Source organism: Paenibacillus sp. FSL R10-2782 (assembly GCF_038592985.1).
GTDB classification, from domain to species: domain Bacteria; phylum Bacillota; class Bacilli; order Paenibacillales; family Paenibacillaceae; genus Paenibacillus; species Paenibacillus terrae_C.
This window is the reverse complement of the sequence record NZ_CP151951.1, coordinates 1,844,105-1,858,066: the sequence shown is the minus strand read 5'-3', so window position 1 is coordinate 1,858,066 and position 13,962 is coordinate 1,844,105. Positions and strand designations below refer to the sequence as shown.

Here is a 13,962-nt window from a genome sequence, read left to right as displayed (position 1 = left end):
ATAATTGTATTATGATTCTGTACACCACCAGCAACCATAAGGAGAACATATGAATAGCATTCAATACCTATCCCAATTCAATCTGCTTGATAGTCTCTCATTAGAGGATTTAGTTGAAATGGATCAAATGACTTCCATTACGACCCTACCGAAAAATACGTTTATTCAAACCCCGGATACCTTTTCCGAAGGGCTTTATTTTGTAAAGAAGGGAAAAGTACGTCTTTATAAGCTAAACGCTGACGGAAAGCAATTTACTTTGGATATCCTCAGCGAGGGGAATGTATTTGGTGAAATGGATATGATTTCACTAGGGACAAGGGATATGTATATAGAAACGATAGAAGAATGCGATATCTGCCGGATGGACAAAGACCGTTTTGAGCATTTTTTAATCCAACATCCCCGGTTCATGATGAACTTGATCAAAGTGTTAAGCGATCGAATCTCAGGTATGAGCCGTTTGGCCCAACATCTGGCTTTGGGGAATTTACAGGATAAAATTTTATATGTTCTTATAAAACTGTCCGATCAGTTCGCCCTCCAAAGTGAAGATGAGTATTATAAAATCAATTTCCCGCTATCCCATCAAGAAATCGCTCATTTGGTCGGTGCAACCCGAGAAGCTGTAACTGCTGCTTTACAGGAGCTTGTAAAAGAAAAGGTCATTAAGACCGGATTTAAAACCATTTATATCCATCGCGAAAAGCTGCCGAAGTTGTAAGCTACATTACATCTATAGTTCAGAGAAAAGAAGTATCGTATAGCTACCAGAAAAAACATACGATATGGAGTGAACGCAATGGAATATCAAAAATTACAAAGTGATCTGGAAGCAGCCAAAGCAGACATGGAAAAAATGCTTCCTTCAGAAGTACTGGATATATTTGATAAGACGATCCAGGATATTCGCAATTTGAATGCCACTTATGGATTAAGCCTTGGAACCAAAGCGCCTGATTTTAGCTTACCCGATTATACAGGCCAAGTTATAACACTATCTGAAGAAACGACAAAGGGACCTGTTGTTCTTATCTTTTACAGAGGGCACTGGTGTCCGTTCTGCAATCTGGAGCTCCAAGCCTACCAACGGTACATGAATGAGATAACGTCGCTCCATGCTCAGCTGATTGCCGTGAGTCCGCAAACTCCCGAACATTCAATGAGTATGCAACAGAAGAATGAATTGAGCTTTCATGTTTTAAGTGACCTGCATAATCAAATAGCAGAAAAATACAATCTCAAATTCAAACTTCCTGAATATGCACATGAGCTTTACAAATCATTAGACATTTCTCTGGATACTTTTCATGGTAACAGTGCCTGGGAACTCCCCGTACCCGCTACCTATGTAATTGATAAAGAAGGTATCATTCGTGCAGGATATGCTGATGCTGATTATAAAAAACGTATGGAGCCTGCTGACGTATTACAAGTTCTACGCTCTCTCTAGAATTACCATTAAAAAATAATTCTTATCTATCTGCACTGATGGGGGCAATATATGAATCCTAAAAAACAATTCTTAATTCCAGATTCGATATTACAACGAAAAGGGGCTCGCAAGGGAACAGATATTCCTGATGATGTGCTTCACCTGCTACAGCAGGGACAGCTTCAGACGGTGAATCTCACCGAATGGCTAGCTGTCGATCATGCTTTACTGCTACAAAATGCACTTGATGAGTTTGGATTGCAGCGATCATCCGAAATCTTCTTGTCCGAATTGGATCATCTGAGGGAAAAAAGGATCATGAAAATAATCCCCGCGATTGCCCAAGCATGGCTGAACTTGTTCGAGCAACAAACACATCAAGAACGTACTCGAATCTTTGATGCGATGGCCTCTCATCCTTCAGACAGCATTCGCTGCTGGGCTGCCTACATCATCGGGATTGATCCCCGTTTAAGTGTAGAACAGAAATTGGCGAGCATTCGCCCTTTTGCAGCGGATTCACATTTTGGGGTGCGTGAAATTGCCTGGATGGCTGTAAGACGGCCCGTAGCCATGCAACTGCTGGAATCGCTCATACTTTTAAACGATTGGGTACGGGATCAGGATGCTAATATACGTCGTTTTGCCATCGAATTGACCCGGCCACAAGGTGTCTGGGCCAAGCACATTCCTGAATTGAAAGAACACCCAGAGCTGGCACTTCCACTTTTGGAAGCTGTTCAATCCGACTCGACCAAATATGTTCAGGACTCGGTAGGTAATTGGCTGAATGATGCCAGTAAAACCAAGCCGGAATGGGTGCTTCAAGTTTGTGATGCGTGGCTGGAGACTTCGGATACGAAGGAAACCAAACGAATAGTGACCCGAGCCACAAGAAGCTTGATAAAAAATCAGTAATTAGAGACTCTTCCCTATCCAATCCTTATCCAGATGATACACATAAACTATGAGATATATCTGGAATATTAGGAATGGAGGAATTCATCATACAAAAACCGCCAAACACAGGGTTTTCCCTCGTATTTAGCGGTTTATTTCTCTTTGGACCAAATGATTTATCGGAAATGTATGTTACACGTTCTGCACGAATCAGGCCAAGAGCCGATTGTTAAAAGTTATATAAAACTTTATTTTTTGTGAGCTAATAAGATATTAACAATCGTGTCAAGTTGAAGCTCCAGCGAATAAGGATCTTCCATGACAAACTCATCGCCCTTTTCGCTGAATGAACCGTACATATAAACCTGTCCTTTTTTTACAGCCGGAAGGCCTTTCCATAGCTCACTATTTAGAACTTGATTGGCCCCATCATCTTCCGAACCGTACACAAAGATATGATCCCCTGTATACTCAGGCAAAACCTCAAGCGAAATATTTTCAAATCCTTCTTTCATGCGCAATGCTTTCTTCGTAGGTGGCAGCTTTAACATCTGATAAATGGTTGGACTTCCGTAATTTCCGCCTTCTGCCGCTAAAACATATACTGATTTGTTCGCAACCTGCACGATCGAAACTGTCTCTCCGTCCTTAACGATACCGTCAATTTTCTTTCTGGCCTCTGCGACTTTATTCTCATATTCAGTGATCCACTGCTCGGCTTCTTTCTCCTTACCAAAGATTTCACTAATTCTTCGGAATTTATCCAGCGGCCCCGGTGTAGATTCGCCCTCCCAATATGGCAGGAACACAGTTGTTCCAACCTTTTGGTAGCTGTCGATGTTTTTTTCTATCGAACCTATGATTAAATCCGGTTGCAGAACCGTCAGTTTCTCCAGATTCATAGGAAATTCGCCGAGATCCTTGATTCCGACCAACTTCTCTTTGGGATATCCTGATTTATCAATCCAGGCCTCATTCAGCATAAAGCTTCTGACCCCTACCGGAATAATTCCCAGTTTCAAAAGATGACCCATATACTGATCAGATGCAACTCGTTTCGGGTTTGCAGGTACTTCTACATCTCCTTTTAGTGTCGATACTGTTCTTGTCTTTGCTTGCACTGTCGCTTGTCCATCGCCATTGGATGCTGTCGTTGTAGAATTAGCCTCTGATTGCGAGCTTCCATTTGTATTGGCAGGAGCTGAACAAGCTCCCAGCATCAATGATAAACACAGCATAATCATCATGGCGGTTATTTTGACTCTTCCGTGCATGAATAAATCTCCTTCCACGTTATACTGATATTGATAATCAATATCAGTATAACGTGTGGAAGAAGTCTGCTGAAGGGCATATGTTAGCATCTTTTGGGGCATATCCTGATCTTGCTTCCTGACATGATGCTGCCGTTCATTTTTAAATCGTACAGGAGAAAGTCCTTTATATTTCTTAAAGCTGCGGCTTAATGAATGAGCATCCAGATACCCCACAATCTCCGCAATTTCCTGTAAAGTGGCGTCCGTCTCCATTAAAAGCTGAGCTGCTCGATCTATCCGTACCTGACCCAAATAATGAATCGGACTGGTATGCATTTTATTCTTGAACAGCCTTGATAGATGCCCGGTGCTACACTGCAGTTCCTCTGCAATGGACTCAAGTGTCATAGAGCGGCTGGAGTACTCACGAATATATGCTACAGCCTGCACTACCAGGTCGGGCTTAAGGGGTTCAATGCCTTGTCGATACAACTGCTGCAACAGCTCATATACAAATTGTTGAAATAAGACTTTGACATGCAGTTTTCCAAGTCCGGAAGCTTTACGCCATTCTTGCTCCAACAGCTTTACTTTATCATACAGGGGCAGCGGGTAATGAGGTGCGAAGGCATACTGATTCTGAAAAGGATTTTCCTTTTCCAACAATTGTGCAATCTCCTTGCGACAGGTCAGGGCCAACGTTGCCTTGTACAGGATGATGTAATATTCAAGCACATCATCCGTAATGACGCTCAGGCACATTCCTTTTCCCCCATGCAGCACATGAAAACGCTCCACCCTATGAATGCTGTCGTCCAGCCGCACTCGCGCACTACCGCGCAGAGTAAACAAGAACGCACTAGCCGGAAGTCTATAGCTCCGCAACTCCTCCTCTTTACCCATTTTCTTATGACGAACATCCAACACTTGTATAAAAACATGATTCCAGAGCAAGATGTGATCATTTAATTTCATTGCTTTTGTCCAGCCCCCGATCCAAACCATCCACGTACCTGATCGCATTCACATTCAACTATAATATATTATAGTTGATAATCATTCTCACAGGCAATGAATTGATTTCGTACGGAGCCTCTACTTTGCACTGTCCATTTTTTTGACCGCGTTCTCCGCAGCCTCCATAATTACTTCTCCCAATGTGGGATGGGGATGAATGGTTAGAGCCAAGTCTTCTACGGTTGCGCCCATCTCGATAGCTAGAGCAAGCTCCGAAATGAGTGTTGAGGCTTCAACACCCACGATTTGCGCCCCCAGTACGATTCCCGAATCTTTTTTTGCTACGATTTTGATATATCCGTCTGCTGCCCTTAGTGCCAGTGCTCTGCCGTTAATCCCAAACGAGGCTCTGCCAATGACAATCGGTAATGCTTGTTCCTTGGCTTCGGTTTCACTTAGGCCAACACTAGCCAGCTCCGGTTCAGAAAAAACAACCAGCGGTATGGCTTTATAATCCACTTTGGCAGCTTGACCTGCAATCGCTTCTGCCGCAATCTTCGCTTCATAGGAAGCTTTGTGGGCAAGAGCTGGACCCGCCGTAATATCTCCAATGGCAAAAATATGGGGTATAGCCGTTCTACACTGCTCGTCTGTCTCAATCAGCCCTCTGCTCGTCACTGGCAAGCCAATGTGCTCCAGTCCTAACGTGCCATCTGTATTGGGCTTTCTGCCTACAGTAACTAATACAAACTCTGCGGTAACATGATGCTGCTCCTGATCTTTTGAATAATGCAGCGTAATGGCATCCGTATTCTGCACGGCTTTTTCGGCTGTCGCACCAGTTACGATGTTTACGCCATCTGTCTTCAACTGCTTGACAACAGGGGCCACAAGATCCGCCTCAAATCCCGGCAATATCCGTTCCCCTCCCTCCAGAATTGTTACCTTAGTTCCAAATTTGGCATACATCTGTCCAAGCTCGATGCCGATATATCCACCGCCTATCACGACCAGACTGGTCGGAGCCTCTGGAAGCGAAAGCGCATCTGTAGAGGACAAAATACGTCCGCCAAACGGAAATGCTTTCAGCTCGATTGGGCGGGAACCGGTTGCCAATATGGCATGCTTAAAGGATATCGTTTGTTCCGCTCCATTTTGCTTGATGATAGCTGTATGCTCATCAACCAGGCTTGCCTCCCCTTCCAGAATACTCACACCTCCCGCTTTCATTAAATATCCGACTCCGCCTGCCTGCTTGTTCACAATCCCCTGCTTGAAGGCTTGAGCATTCACGAATGACGCTGCTGTATCGGCCTGATTGAACTGCCTGAGTACCTCATAGCGATGTGCTTCGGCAATCAAAGCTTTGGATGGAATGCAGCCCACATGCGTACAGACTCCACCTAGCTGACTGCGTTCGACAATGGCTGTCTTCATTCCAAGCTGAGCAGAACGCCCTGCCGCCACATAACCTCCTGGACCTGATCCAATGACCAGTGTATCTACAGATTCAAGCTTGCTCATACCTGATGCCTCCCTTTGAAATTGCCCGATTTAAATATGATGATCATAATATATTATAGTCATCATATTTAAAATACGTCAATAGTCGTGATCAGCCATGCTGAAGTTGTCGTTGCAAGAAGACCAATTGACACGTTTTATTATGATGACTATAATATTTTGAAGTTAGCATTATGAAGCCGTGGAGTGATTACAATGCCTTATCCAAAAGGCCACAAGATTAAAGTACGGAGCAAGATCGTTGAAAGTGCTGCCCAGGCTTTTCGCGCCAACGGTATCCACGATGTAAGTGTGCCCTTTATTATGAAAGGGGCTGGATTAACTCACGGCGGATTTTATTCACACTTTGAGAACAAAGAACAGCTAGTCGCTGAAGCCTGTCGCTATGCTGTCAGTGATACCCTCGCACTGCTTCAGAAGGCTGTTGACCAAGAATCGCAAGATCCCAAAATTAATGTTATCATCGACTACTATTTAAGCACCCATCACCGTGATCAAACAGAAATGGGCTGTATTATTCCTGCTCTTTCCGTAGACATAGCCCGTTCTTCTGAAGAAATCCGGCAGATATTCACGCAGGAGCTGACACGAATGATTACGTTTATCTCCTATATGGCGGGAATGGATCTGTCCAAAGGTAGCGCGTTGTTCAGCAGTATGGTCGGTTCTCTAGTGCTTGCACGTTCAGTTAATGATCCTGAACTGAGCGACAGCCTTCTCTCGGCAGGCAAACAATACGCCAAAGCGCTGGCTAACAGTTGAATGTGAACATGTTTCACGTACGCAAAAAAGCCGCTAAACACCAATCAATCCTTGGTATTTAGCGGCTTTTTCCTATGGGTTTAAACTCAATATGGGAACGGCAATTTGTCAGAGATTGCATGTCCCACCCGCCCAATCTCTGTTAGGTTCCAAATCGTTTACGGTACCCGCACTTGCGGCACAGCTCTTCCACCGCTTCTCTCTTGGAGAATCCGAAGTACAAGCGATTTGCACGTTCCCCTTCAACAATGTCGGTAAAAGATTGCTCATGCACGTTACCTAAATTTATAACGCCTTCCCCATCAAGACAGCAAGGGACGACTGTTCCATCGACCAATACCGCAGCCTGACTGCGAAGCGCATGACAAAAGCCTTTTCCATCATCCTCCGGGGCACTGAGACTTGGCCATTCAAATTCGTGATCCTGATTTAAATAAACGTTTGGTGCGATTTTGACCCCACTGCCCGGTATCACTTTTTCCTCAATCCGGTAGTCTAACTCAAATTCTTGCTCCAATCGCTCAAGTGTCTCCCGATTGCGCTGACGCTGCACATTTGTCAAATTATCTTGAGTCAGGTTCCAGAGACGAAACGAAATAATAACATTATGCTTGACAGCTTCTCTTGCAAACGTAAAAATATTGCCCAAATATCCTTCACGGTCTACCGAGCCTTCATGCCCGTCAAAGCTGTGAAGCGAAAAATTCATCTGTCGTAGCGCAGGCTGACCCAACAGCTTATGTCCGGTTTTCGGCAGCAAAGTGCCGTTGGTGGTAATATTCACCTTCAACCCTTTTTCATGAGCGCTCTCCAGCAAAAGGTCAATTTTCGGATGAAGCAACGGCTCTCCTTTTACATGCAAATAAATGAAATCCGTATGCGGCTTGACCTGATCAAGAACATTCCGAAAGATTTCAGGATCAATAAATTTTTTCACACGCTGCGTCTGAGGGCAAAAGCTGCAAGCGAGATTGCAGATACTTGTAATTTCAATATATACCTTTTTAAAAGTCTTCAACATGATTTCCCCATTCTAATCTTCATCCTGAACATCTTATTATGCTCATTAATCTAATTCCTATGATTATACCGGGTTATCGCGGACAGGTAAATCATTTATGTTCGTTCACTTGCGCATCTTCTGCTGTCCTCCATTTGCTATTGACCTTAGGTCAGACCTAAGGTTTATAGTAGTGTTATTCAACAACACAGAAGGAGTCCTGTCATTGAAAGAATACATTACGATCAGCCAGCTTTCACAGCTTATGAATGTATCTGTACATCAACTGCGATATTTTGAAGAAAAGGGGATTCTGTATCCGTCATACACAGAAAAAAATCAATATCGAATGTATGGTCTTCATGAGATTTATCAGCTTTCCCATATTTTAATGCTACGTAAATTAAATGTCTCTGTGGGTCAGATTGAAGAATGCATGACTTCCTACTCATCCGATGACTATAACCATCTTTTAGAGCATTCGTTGCAGAAAGTACAGGATGAAATAGCTAACTTGAAGCAGCTTGAGCAGTTTATTCACAAAGTGCTAAAAGAACATCATAACCTCACCCAGCAGGGCCATGGATATCAGATCAGGCTGCTTGGCCCCCGATATTTAAAGCTGTGGTTTGAATTGGAGGAGGGTCAAGAGCTAACTGCCAGAGATCTATTCGAACAGCGGCCCGCTCCACCCCAGTTATTTGAAAATGATCTGCATTATCTAGCTGATTCTGGACAGGTGAAGCTATGTTATGAAACGACAGAAATAACAGATACAGCTGACTATATTCTGGAAGAAGGCAGCTATCTTTATAAGCCTTTTTCCGTCACTGAAGACGCTGAGATTGAATATGAAATCCAACAGCTGGAGCGCTATGTTGCTCAGCACCAATATAAGTGCCAAAGTAAATTTATTCTGGTGGAAAAATCCTATCTTTCCATGTTCGACAACAACAGGTTGTATTATGAGATTCAAGTTGAAGTAAAATAAACTTTTTGGAGTGCGGGAGGCCGTTACATGAGTCCAGAGTCAATTGATATTGTTGCTTATCAAAAACAAGACTATGAAGCTGTATGTAAGCTCTTAGTGGAATCATTTAAAACTAAATTTCAAGCTCTTGTTACACTGGAGGATCAGGATATGCAGCAGCTACTCATGAAGGTCTGGGTTCAAGACCCTCATCCTTCAACGATGAAGCAATTTGTAGTTAAAGAGAACAAAGAAGTTGTCGGTGTCCTCTCCCTCACATGGAAAGCACCTTCCTCTTCGCTTCCTAAAACAATACCTATTTCTTGGGTTCCGCTCATAAAACAGTTTGGCTGCTTCAATGTATTTAAATTTTTGACAGGTATGCATGCGTTGGAATATAAGCCTGCCCCAGATGAGTGTTACATCGATCATTTGGCGATTCGCGCAAGTCATCGTAATCAGGGGATAGGACGACGTTTTCTAACTTTCGCACAGCAATTTACGGTTGAATCCGGTTTTGATGTGTTGACGCTTCATGTAGCGTATAAGAATCAAGGGGCTATCCGTTTGTATCACAAACTAGCGTTTGAAGTAGAACAATCCAAATATAATGGTTTGCGGCATTTTTGGTTTAAGGAGCCTGTATGGCATCTGATGAGCTGGAAAGGAGCTACACTGCATTCGAGGAGAGAACATCATTGAAAAAAACATTAACACTTACTCTTGGTATTGCGGCAGTTCTGGCCGCTGCCTTAATATTGTTTATTTTATATCAAAATTCCTACAAGATGACGGAAGAAAAGGTACAAATTGAGACTCCTAAAGGGATATTAACGGGTACATTAGCTTTGCCTAAGGACTACTCAGGAAAGGTTGGACTGGTTGTTTTTGTCCATGGAGATGGTCCGATCAATGACACATACGATGATGGATACAAACCACTGTGGGAAAGGTTCGCTTCCAAGGGTTATGCCTCTTTGTCACTGAACAAGCCCGGTATTAATGGCGCTCCTGGAAATTGGCTGGACCAAAGCATGGAGGACCGGGCACAGGATATCCGATATGCAATAGCCTGGGCGAGAACCTTGCCGATGATCGATAAGCAGAAAATCGGCCTATGGGGAGCAAGTCAAGCAGGCTGGGTCATTCCGAAGATCGTGAAAGAGGAGCATAACATTGCTTTCAGCATCCTAGTATCACCAGCAGTGAACTGGATTACACAAGGGCAATTTAACACCAGAAAAGAGATGGAACAAGCTGGGGCTACTCCGCAAGAAATTACAAAGAGATTGGACTATAATCAACATATTTTGCAGTTACTGCAAAAACATGCTTCTTACGAAGAATACCTGAAAATAGCTAACTCTGACAATTTAATTTCCAGAGAAAGATGGTATTTTATAGGTGAGAATTATCAGTCTGACTCTACTGAAGAATTAGGTTACTTCCATTCTCCAGTACTATTGGTTCTAGCTGGTAAAGATATAAATGTTGATGTCAAAGATACCGAACGAGTGTATCGACAGAAGGTGCCTTCGCAGTTGCTATCCGTCATCCATTTACCTGAAGCCGATCATTCCATGATGAATGAAAAAATCGCGCATTCCAAGTCTCTCACTTTCTTAACTGCCGTATTTGCCCCCCGAAAATTGGTGAATGATGAGTATCTAAAAATCCTTGCTGATTACGTCATTCGGCGTTAAAATGTTTCCCCATTTAGAGAAAAGGAAAATAAAATAATCCACATGTGTAGTCCCAGATCTGCTCCCCTCCCGGACTACACATATGGATTACCATGAATGAAAGCCTTGACCTGATGCTTATCAGCGATAGTTCTTAATGTTTAGAGATATCCCTCCTCCTTCTTTTTAATAATGCGAGCTATTTTTTAAGCAGCAAATAAGCAAAATAAGGCACACCGATTAACGACACCATGATGCCCGCTGGAATACCGTCGGGATCTGTGAGATTGCGACCAATCGTGTCCGCGGTTAAGAGCAGCCAGCCGCCAAGCAGAACCGCGACGGGAATGAACAACTGATTACGAGGGCCGACCAGTGACTTGGCCATGTGCGGGGCCATCAACCCGATAAACGCGATACCGCCTGTGACGGATACCGCAGATGCAGCCGCGGCGACCGCCGTCAGAATAAGAACGAGGCGTTCCCGTTCAAGCCTCAGACCGACGCCAATCGCCGACGGTTCGCTCAAAGCAAGAAGATTGAGACGTTGAGATTTGTACAAGGTAAACGGTATAAGCAGGATCAGCCAGGGAAGCAGTGCCCAAATGAACGGCCAGTCCGTGCCCCATATATTGCCCGCAATCCATTTTGCGATAAAATCAACCTTCGAGCGTTCCGTCGAGGAGATGATTACGATCATAATTCCCGACAACGCGAGTGAGAAACCAACCCCGACCAACACCAGCCGAATGGGATCAAGTCCGTTCGCTCGGCTATACGAGAAAACATAGATCAAAGCTGCTGTTATTAATGCGCCCATAAAAGCGACAAGTGGCAGAACATAGACGAAAGATCCGACATCAATCGGGAAATACAGAAAGAAGCACGCAATCGCTACGCCCGCGCCAGAATTAATGCCGATGATGCCTGGGTCAGCCAAATCGTTACGGGTGATACTTTGTAGAATAGAACCAGATAACGCAAGCGCCATACCCGACAACAACGTAATAAAAATCCGTGGCAGTCGGACGGAGAACAGAACAAACTCTTCTTTGAAGGTGCCTTGACCGAACAAAACAGGGATCAGCCTGTCAAACGATAATGAAGAATACCCGCAAGCCATGCTGGCTATAGCGGTTAGAACGATTAGCCCTAAACTGATGAGCAGAATCAGGCGTTGTTTTCGAACAAGGGCGGATAGGATCATAAGAAAGCTTTACCTCCTCTACGCACGACGAGCAGAAAGAAGGGCAAGCCCAGCATCGCCACGATGGCCGCCACCGGAGTCTCGTAAGGTGCATTAATCGTGCGCCCCAGCGTATCTGCAAGCAGCAAGAACGTAGCTCCTACAAAAATCGAGAAAGGCAGGATATACCGATAATCGGTACCAACCATTTTGCGGACGATGTGAGGAATCATCAGCCCCACAAATGCCATGTTTCCAACAAGCGCGACCGATGCGCCCGTAATCACAATAACAAGAACGAACAGGATGAATTTGATCCTTAACAGATTTTGCCCTAATCCTGCCGCCACCTCATCGCTCAGGCTGAGAATACTCAATTGGTTGGAGAGTATCAGAGCTGCCACAATTCCGATAAGGATCACTGGCGCAATGGCCTGTATTTGCCCCCATGTCGTTCCAATCAGGCCCCCGGCGGTCCACATGGATACGTCCTTTGAAATCTTGAAAGCGATGCTGACGCCATCCGAGATGGCATACAAAAACGCAGAGACAGCCGCTCCCGCCAGAACGATTCGGATCGGGGACAGGTGTCCTCGGCGCATTGAGCCAAGGACAATGACTAACACTGCTCCCAGAGCAGCACCGAGAAAGCAGGCAACCATGATACCGAAGTAGTTGATCCCGGGGATGAATACGAAAGCCAATGCGAGTGCCATATTGGCGCCGGAAGTCAGGCCCAGCAAGCCTGGATCAGCCAGTGGATTGCGGGTAACTCCCTGCATAATAGCACCGGACACAGCAAAAGCGGCACCAACCAGCATCGCCGCCAGCTCGCGGGGTAGCCGAATCTCACGCAGGATGAGAATCTTGTCATCCTTGGTACCCGAGGTGAGAGCAAGCCACAGGTCGTGGAGCGTCGTTTCCGCTGCACCGAATATCATTGAAATGATGAAACACAAAATGAGCGCCAGCACGCTGCCAAGAAGCTTATATGCAAAGGGAAAAGCATGTTGTTTAATCTTCATCGGACTCTCATCTCTTCTTTAATGAAATATGCGAAGAAACTGTTGGTTAACAAGTTCCTTCGCATCGGGTAAATTGGTTTACAACGAAAGACGAATCGTTGCCATGATTTGAATCGTAGGCGACCCTAAGCGTTGCAGTCCCGAAATAGGAATCAACTCTTACTGACCGAGAAAATGTTGAATGAAAAATTTCAATTGGTATTCCATACTCAGTGGATCGTTAAAGTAGAACGCCTTCGCGTCGGCCTCGAAGACACGTTGATTCTTGACAGCGGGAATATTCTTGTACGTTTCGGTATTCTGGAACGAATTATCCTCATCCGCGTTTTTACTAAAAATGACATAGTCACCTAGGTAATCTTTCATAACCTCCGTCGATAAGGCAAGATAGCCTTCTTTCTGGGTCGCCTCCTTGACTTTCTTCGGCATGGCGAGTCCGAACTCCTGATAGAGAATTTCGGTTCCGCGGCCAAAGTTATCGCCATAGACATAGAGTTGCTTATTGAATGTTTCGATAACGGAAACCGTCGCATCTGCACCGATTTTCGCCTTGATTTCTTTTCCGGCTTTTTGAGCACGGGCTGTAAAATCATCGGCCCAGGCTTGTGCTTCTTTTTCTTTATTCAACAATTTTCCGATTTCACGTTGCTGGGTTAAGAAATCCACCTTGCCATATGTATAAGTGACAGTAGGAGCGATTTGCTTAAATTTATCGACGTTCTTAATATCTGAAAGCCCGATAATAAGATCCGGATTCAACTCGATGATCTTCTCCAGACTTTCATCTGTAACCGCCTCGGCGCCTTCGAGCTTCTCTTCAAAATTCGGGTTGGTCTTGGACATTTCGTCCACACCGACCAGAGGCACACCGAGCGCCATAACGTTACCTGTTAAGAACCTGGTAAGCACAACGACGCGTTGTGGATGGGTCGGAACCTCCACGGGGCCATTCTCGGATTGGTAGACGAATGTGGTAGATTCCGATTTAGAGTCCGAAGCAGCCTCAGAGGACGAACTTTTACTATTCTGGGTATGGTTCGCTTGGTTTCCGCCACAAGCACTCAATACAACCACAAGTAAAAGTACCAGCGGAATAAAAAGCTTTTTCATAAAATAACTCTCTCCCTTTCAAAACGCTATGTTCAATGAGTCTTCATATCGTGCATGAGATGCTAATTTTAAACTTAGTATCTCTTTCATTGATTATGAAATTCATTCTCATTTGTATGAACTAATTATATGGAACCACTATGCGCCGAGCCATG

At 44.5% G+C, this 13,962-nt stretch carries 13 protein-coding genes; 7 read left to right on the top strand and 6 right to left on the bottom strand.

What is annotated here, in order from left to right:
* The first annotated feature begins 49 nt into the window (after positions 1 to 49).
* From NST83_RS08635 to NST83_RS08625, 3 genes are all read left to right on the top strand, one after another.
* Positions 50 to 724 (top strand): Crp/Fnr family transcriptional regulator, encoded by a 675-nt coding sequence (locus tag NST83_RS08635; protein ID WP_342417315.1) that lies wholly within the window; start codon positions 50 to 52, stop codon positions 722 to 724.
* Between the two features lie 78 nt (positions 725 to 802).
* Positions 803 to 1,453 (top strand): peroxiredoxin-like family protein, encoded by a 651-nt coding sequence (locus NST83_RS08630; protein ID WP_342417314.1) that lies wholly within the window; start codon positions 803 to 805, stop codon positions 1,451 to 1,453.
* Between the two features lie 87 nt (positions 1,454 to 1,540).
* Positions 1,541 to 2,353: a DNA alkylation repair protein gene (locus tag NST83_RS08625; RefSeq protein ID WP_342417905.1), complete on the top strand. Its 813-nt coding sequence runs from the start codon at positions 1,541 to 1,543 to the stop codon at positions 2,351 to 2,353.
* A gap of 230 nt (positions 2,354 to 2,583) precedes the next feature.
* Here NST83_RS08625 and NST83_RS08620 read toward each other — a convergent pair whose 3' ends face one another.
* Positions 2,584 to 4,566, bottom strand: coding sequence for an AraC family transcriptional regulator (locus tag NST83_RS08620; protein ID WP_342417313.1), 1,983 nt, complete (start codon positions 4,564 to 4,566; stop codon positions 2,584 to 2,586).
* Positions 4,567 to 4,686: 120 nt separating this feature from the next.
* On the bottom strand, positions 4,687 to 6,072 hold the full coding sequence (gene lpdA, locus NST83_RS08615) for a dihydrolipoyl dehydrogenase (protein WP_342417312.1): 1,386 nt from the start codon (positions 6,070 to 6,072) through the stop codon (positions 4,687 to 4,689).
* Positions 6,073 to 6,267: 195 nt separating this feature from the next.
* On the opposite strand from lpdA, the gene NST83_RS08610 reads away from it, so the two are divergent.
* Positions 6,268 to 6,834, top strand: coding sequence for a TetR/AcrR family transcriptional regulator (locus tag NST83_RS08610; protein ID WP_342417311.1), 567 nt, complete (start codon positions 6,268 to 6,270; stop codon positions 6,832 to 6,834).
* Positions 6,835 to 6,976: 142 nt separating this feature from the next.
* Here the strand turns inward: NST83_RS08610 and NST83_RS08605 are convergent, their stop codons facing one another.
* Entirely contained in the window at positions 6,977 to 7,855 is an 879-nt protein-coding gene (locus tag NST83_RS08605; RefSeq protein ID WP_342417310.1) for a radical SAM/SPASM domain-containing protein, read from the bottom strand.
* A gap of 205 nt (positions 7,856 to 8,060) precedes the next feature.
* Between NST83_RS08605 and NST83_RS08600 the strand changes: the two genes are divergently transcribed.
* From NST83_RS08600 to NST83_RS08590, 3 genes are read left to right on the top strand one after another with little or no spacing between them, the layout of a single operon-like run.
* Entirely contained in the window at positions 8,061 to 8,825 is a 765-nt protein-coding gene (locus tag NST83_RS08600) for a MerR family transcriptional regulator (RefSeq protein ID WP_342417309.1), read from the top strand.
* Positions 8,826 to 8,852: 27 nt separating this feature from the next.
* Positions 8,853 to 9,506: an N-acetyltransferase gene (locus tag NST83_RS08595; protein ID WP_342417308.1), complete on the top strand. Its 654-nt coding sequence runs from the start codon at positions 8,853 to 8,855 to the stop codon at positions 9,504 to 9,506.
* Positions 9,503 to 10,507 carry an alpha/beta hydrolase gene (locus NST83_RS08590; protein WP_342417307.1) on the top strand — a complete coding sequence of 335 codons (1,005 nt, stop codon included), beginning with the start codon at positions 9,503 to 9,505 and terminating at the stop codon, positions 10,505 to 10,507. Before NST83_RS08595 ends, NST83_RS08590 begins: the two co-directional genes overlap by 4 nt.
* Before the next feature lie 178 nt (positions 10,508 to 10,685).
* Here NST83_RS08590 and NST83_RS08585 read toward each other — a convergent pair whose 3' ends face one another.
* The 3 genes from NST83_RS08585 to NST83_RS08575 form a co-directional block, all read right to left on the bottom strand.
* Positions 10,686 to 11,693, bottom strand: coding sequence for an iron ABC transporter permease (locus NST83_RS08585; protein WP_342417306.1), 1,008 nt, complete (start codon positions 11,691 to 11,693; stop codon positions 10,686 to 10,688).
* Positions 11,690 to 12,697 (bottom strand): iron ABC transporter permease, encoded by a 1,008-nt coding sequence (locus NST83_RS08580; RefSeq protein ID WP_342417305.1) that lies wholly within the window; start codon positions 12,695 to 12,697, stop codon positions 11,690 to 11,692. The genes NST83_RS08585 and NST83_RS08580 overlap by 4 nt, the downstream gene beginning before the upstream one ends.
* A 159-nt stretch (positions 12,698 to 12,856) precedes the next feature.
* Positions 12,857 to 13,807, bottom strand: a complete 951-nt coding sequence (locus NST83_RS08575; RefSeq protein ID WP_342417304.1) for an iron-hydroxamate ABC transporter substrate-binding protein — start codon at positions 13,805 to 13,807, stop codon at positions 12,857 to 12,859.
* Between the last annotated feature and the right edge of the window lie 155 nt (positions 13,808 to 13,962).

Bases quoted from the DNA above. Each gene is read 5' to 3' on its own strand.
- NST83_RS08605 (WP_342417310.1), bottom strand. From the start codon at position 7,855: ATGTTGAAGACTTTTAAAAAGGTATATATTGAAATTACAAGTATCTGC.
- NST83_RS08610 (WP_342417311.1), top strand. From the start codon at position 6,268: ATGCCTTATCCAAAAGGCCACAAGATTAAAGTACGGAGCAAGATCGTT.
- NST83_RS08585 (WP_342417306.1), bottom strand. From the start codon at position 11,693: ATGATCCTATCCGCCCTTGTTCGAAAACAACGCCTGATTCTGCTCATC.
- NST83_RS08630 (WP_342417314.1), top strand. From the start codon at position 803: ATGGAATATCAAAAATTACAAAGTGATCTGGAAGCAGCCAAAGCAGAC.
- NST83_RS08595 (WP_342417308.1), top strand. From the start codon at position 8,853: ATGAGTCCAGAGTCAATTGATATTGTTGCTTATCAAAAACAAGACTAT.
- NST83_RS08580 (WP_342417305.1), bottom strand. From the start codon at position 12,697: ATGAAGATTAAACAACATGCTTTTCCCTTTGCATATAAGCTTCTTGGC.
- NST83_RS08620 (WP_342417313.1), bottom strand. From the start codon at position 4,566: ATGAAATTAAATGATCACATCTTGCTCTGGAATCATGTTTTTATACAA.
- lpdA (WP_342417312.1), bottom strand. From the start codon at position 6,072: ATGAGCAAGCTTGAATCTGTAGATACACTGGTCATTGGATCAGGTCCA.
- NST83_RS08635 (WP_342417315.1), top strand. From the start codon at position 50: ATGAATAGCATTCAATACCTATCCCAATTCAATCTGCTTGATAGTCTC.
- NST83_RS08575 (WP_342417304.1), bottom strand. From the start codon at position 13,807: ATGAAAAAGCTTTTTATTCCGCTGGTACTTTTACTTGTGGTTGTATTG.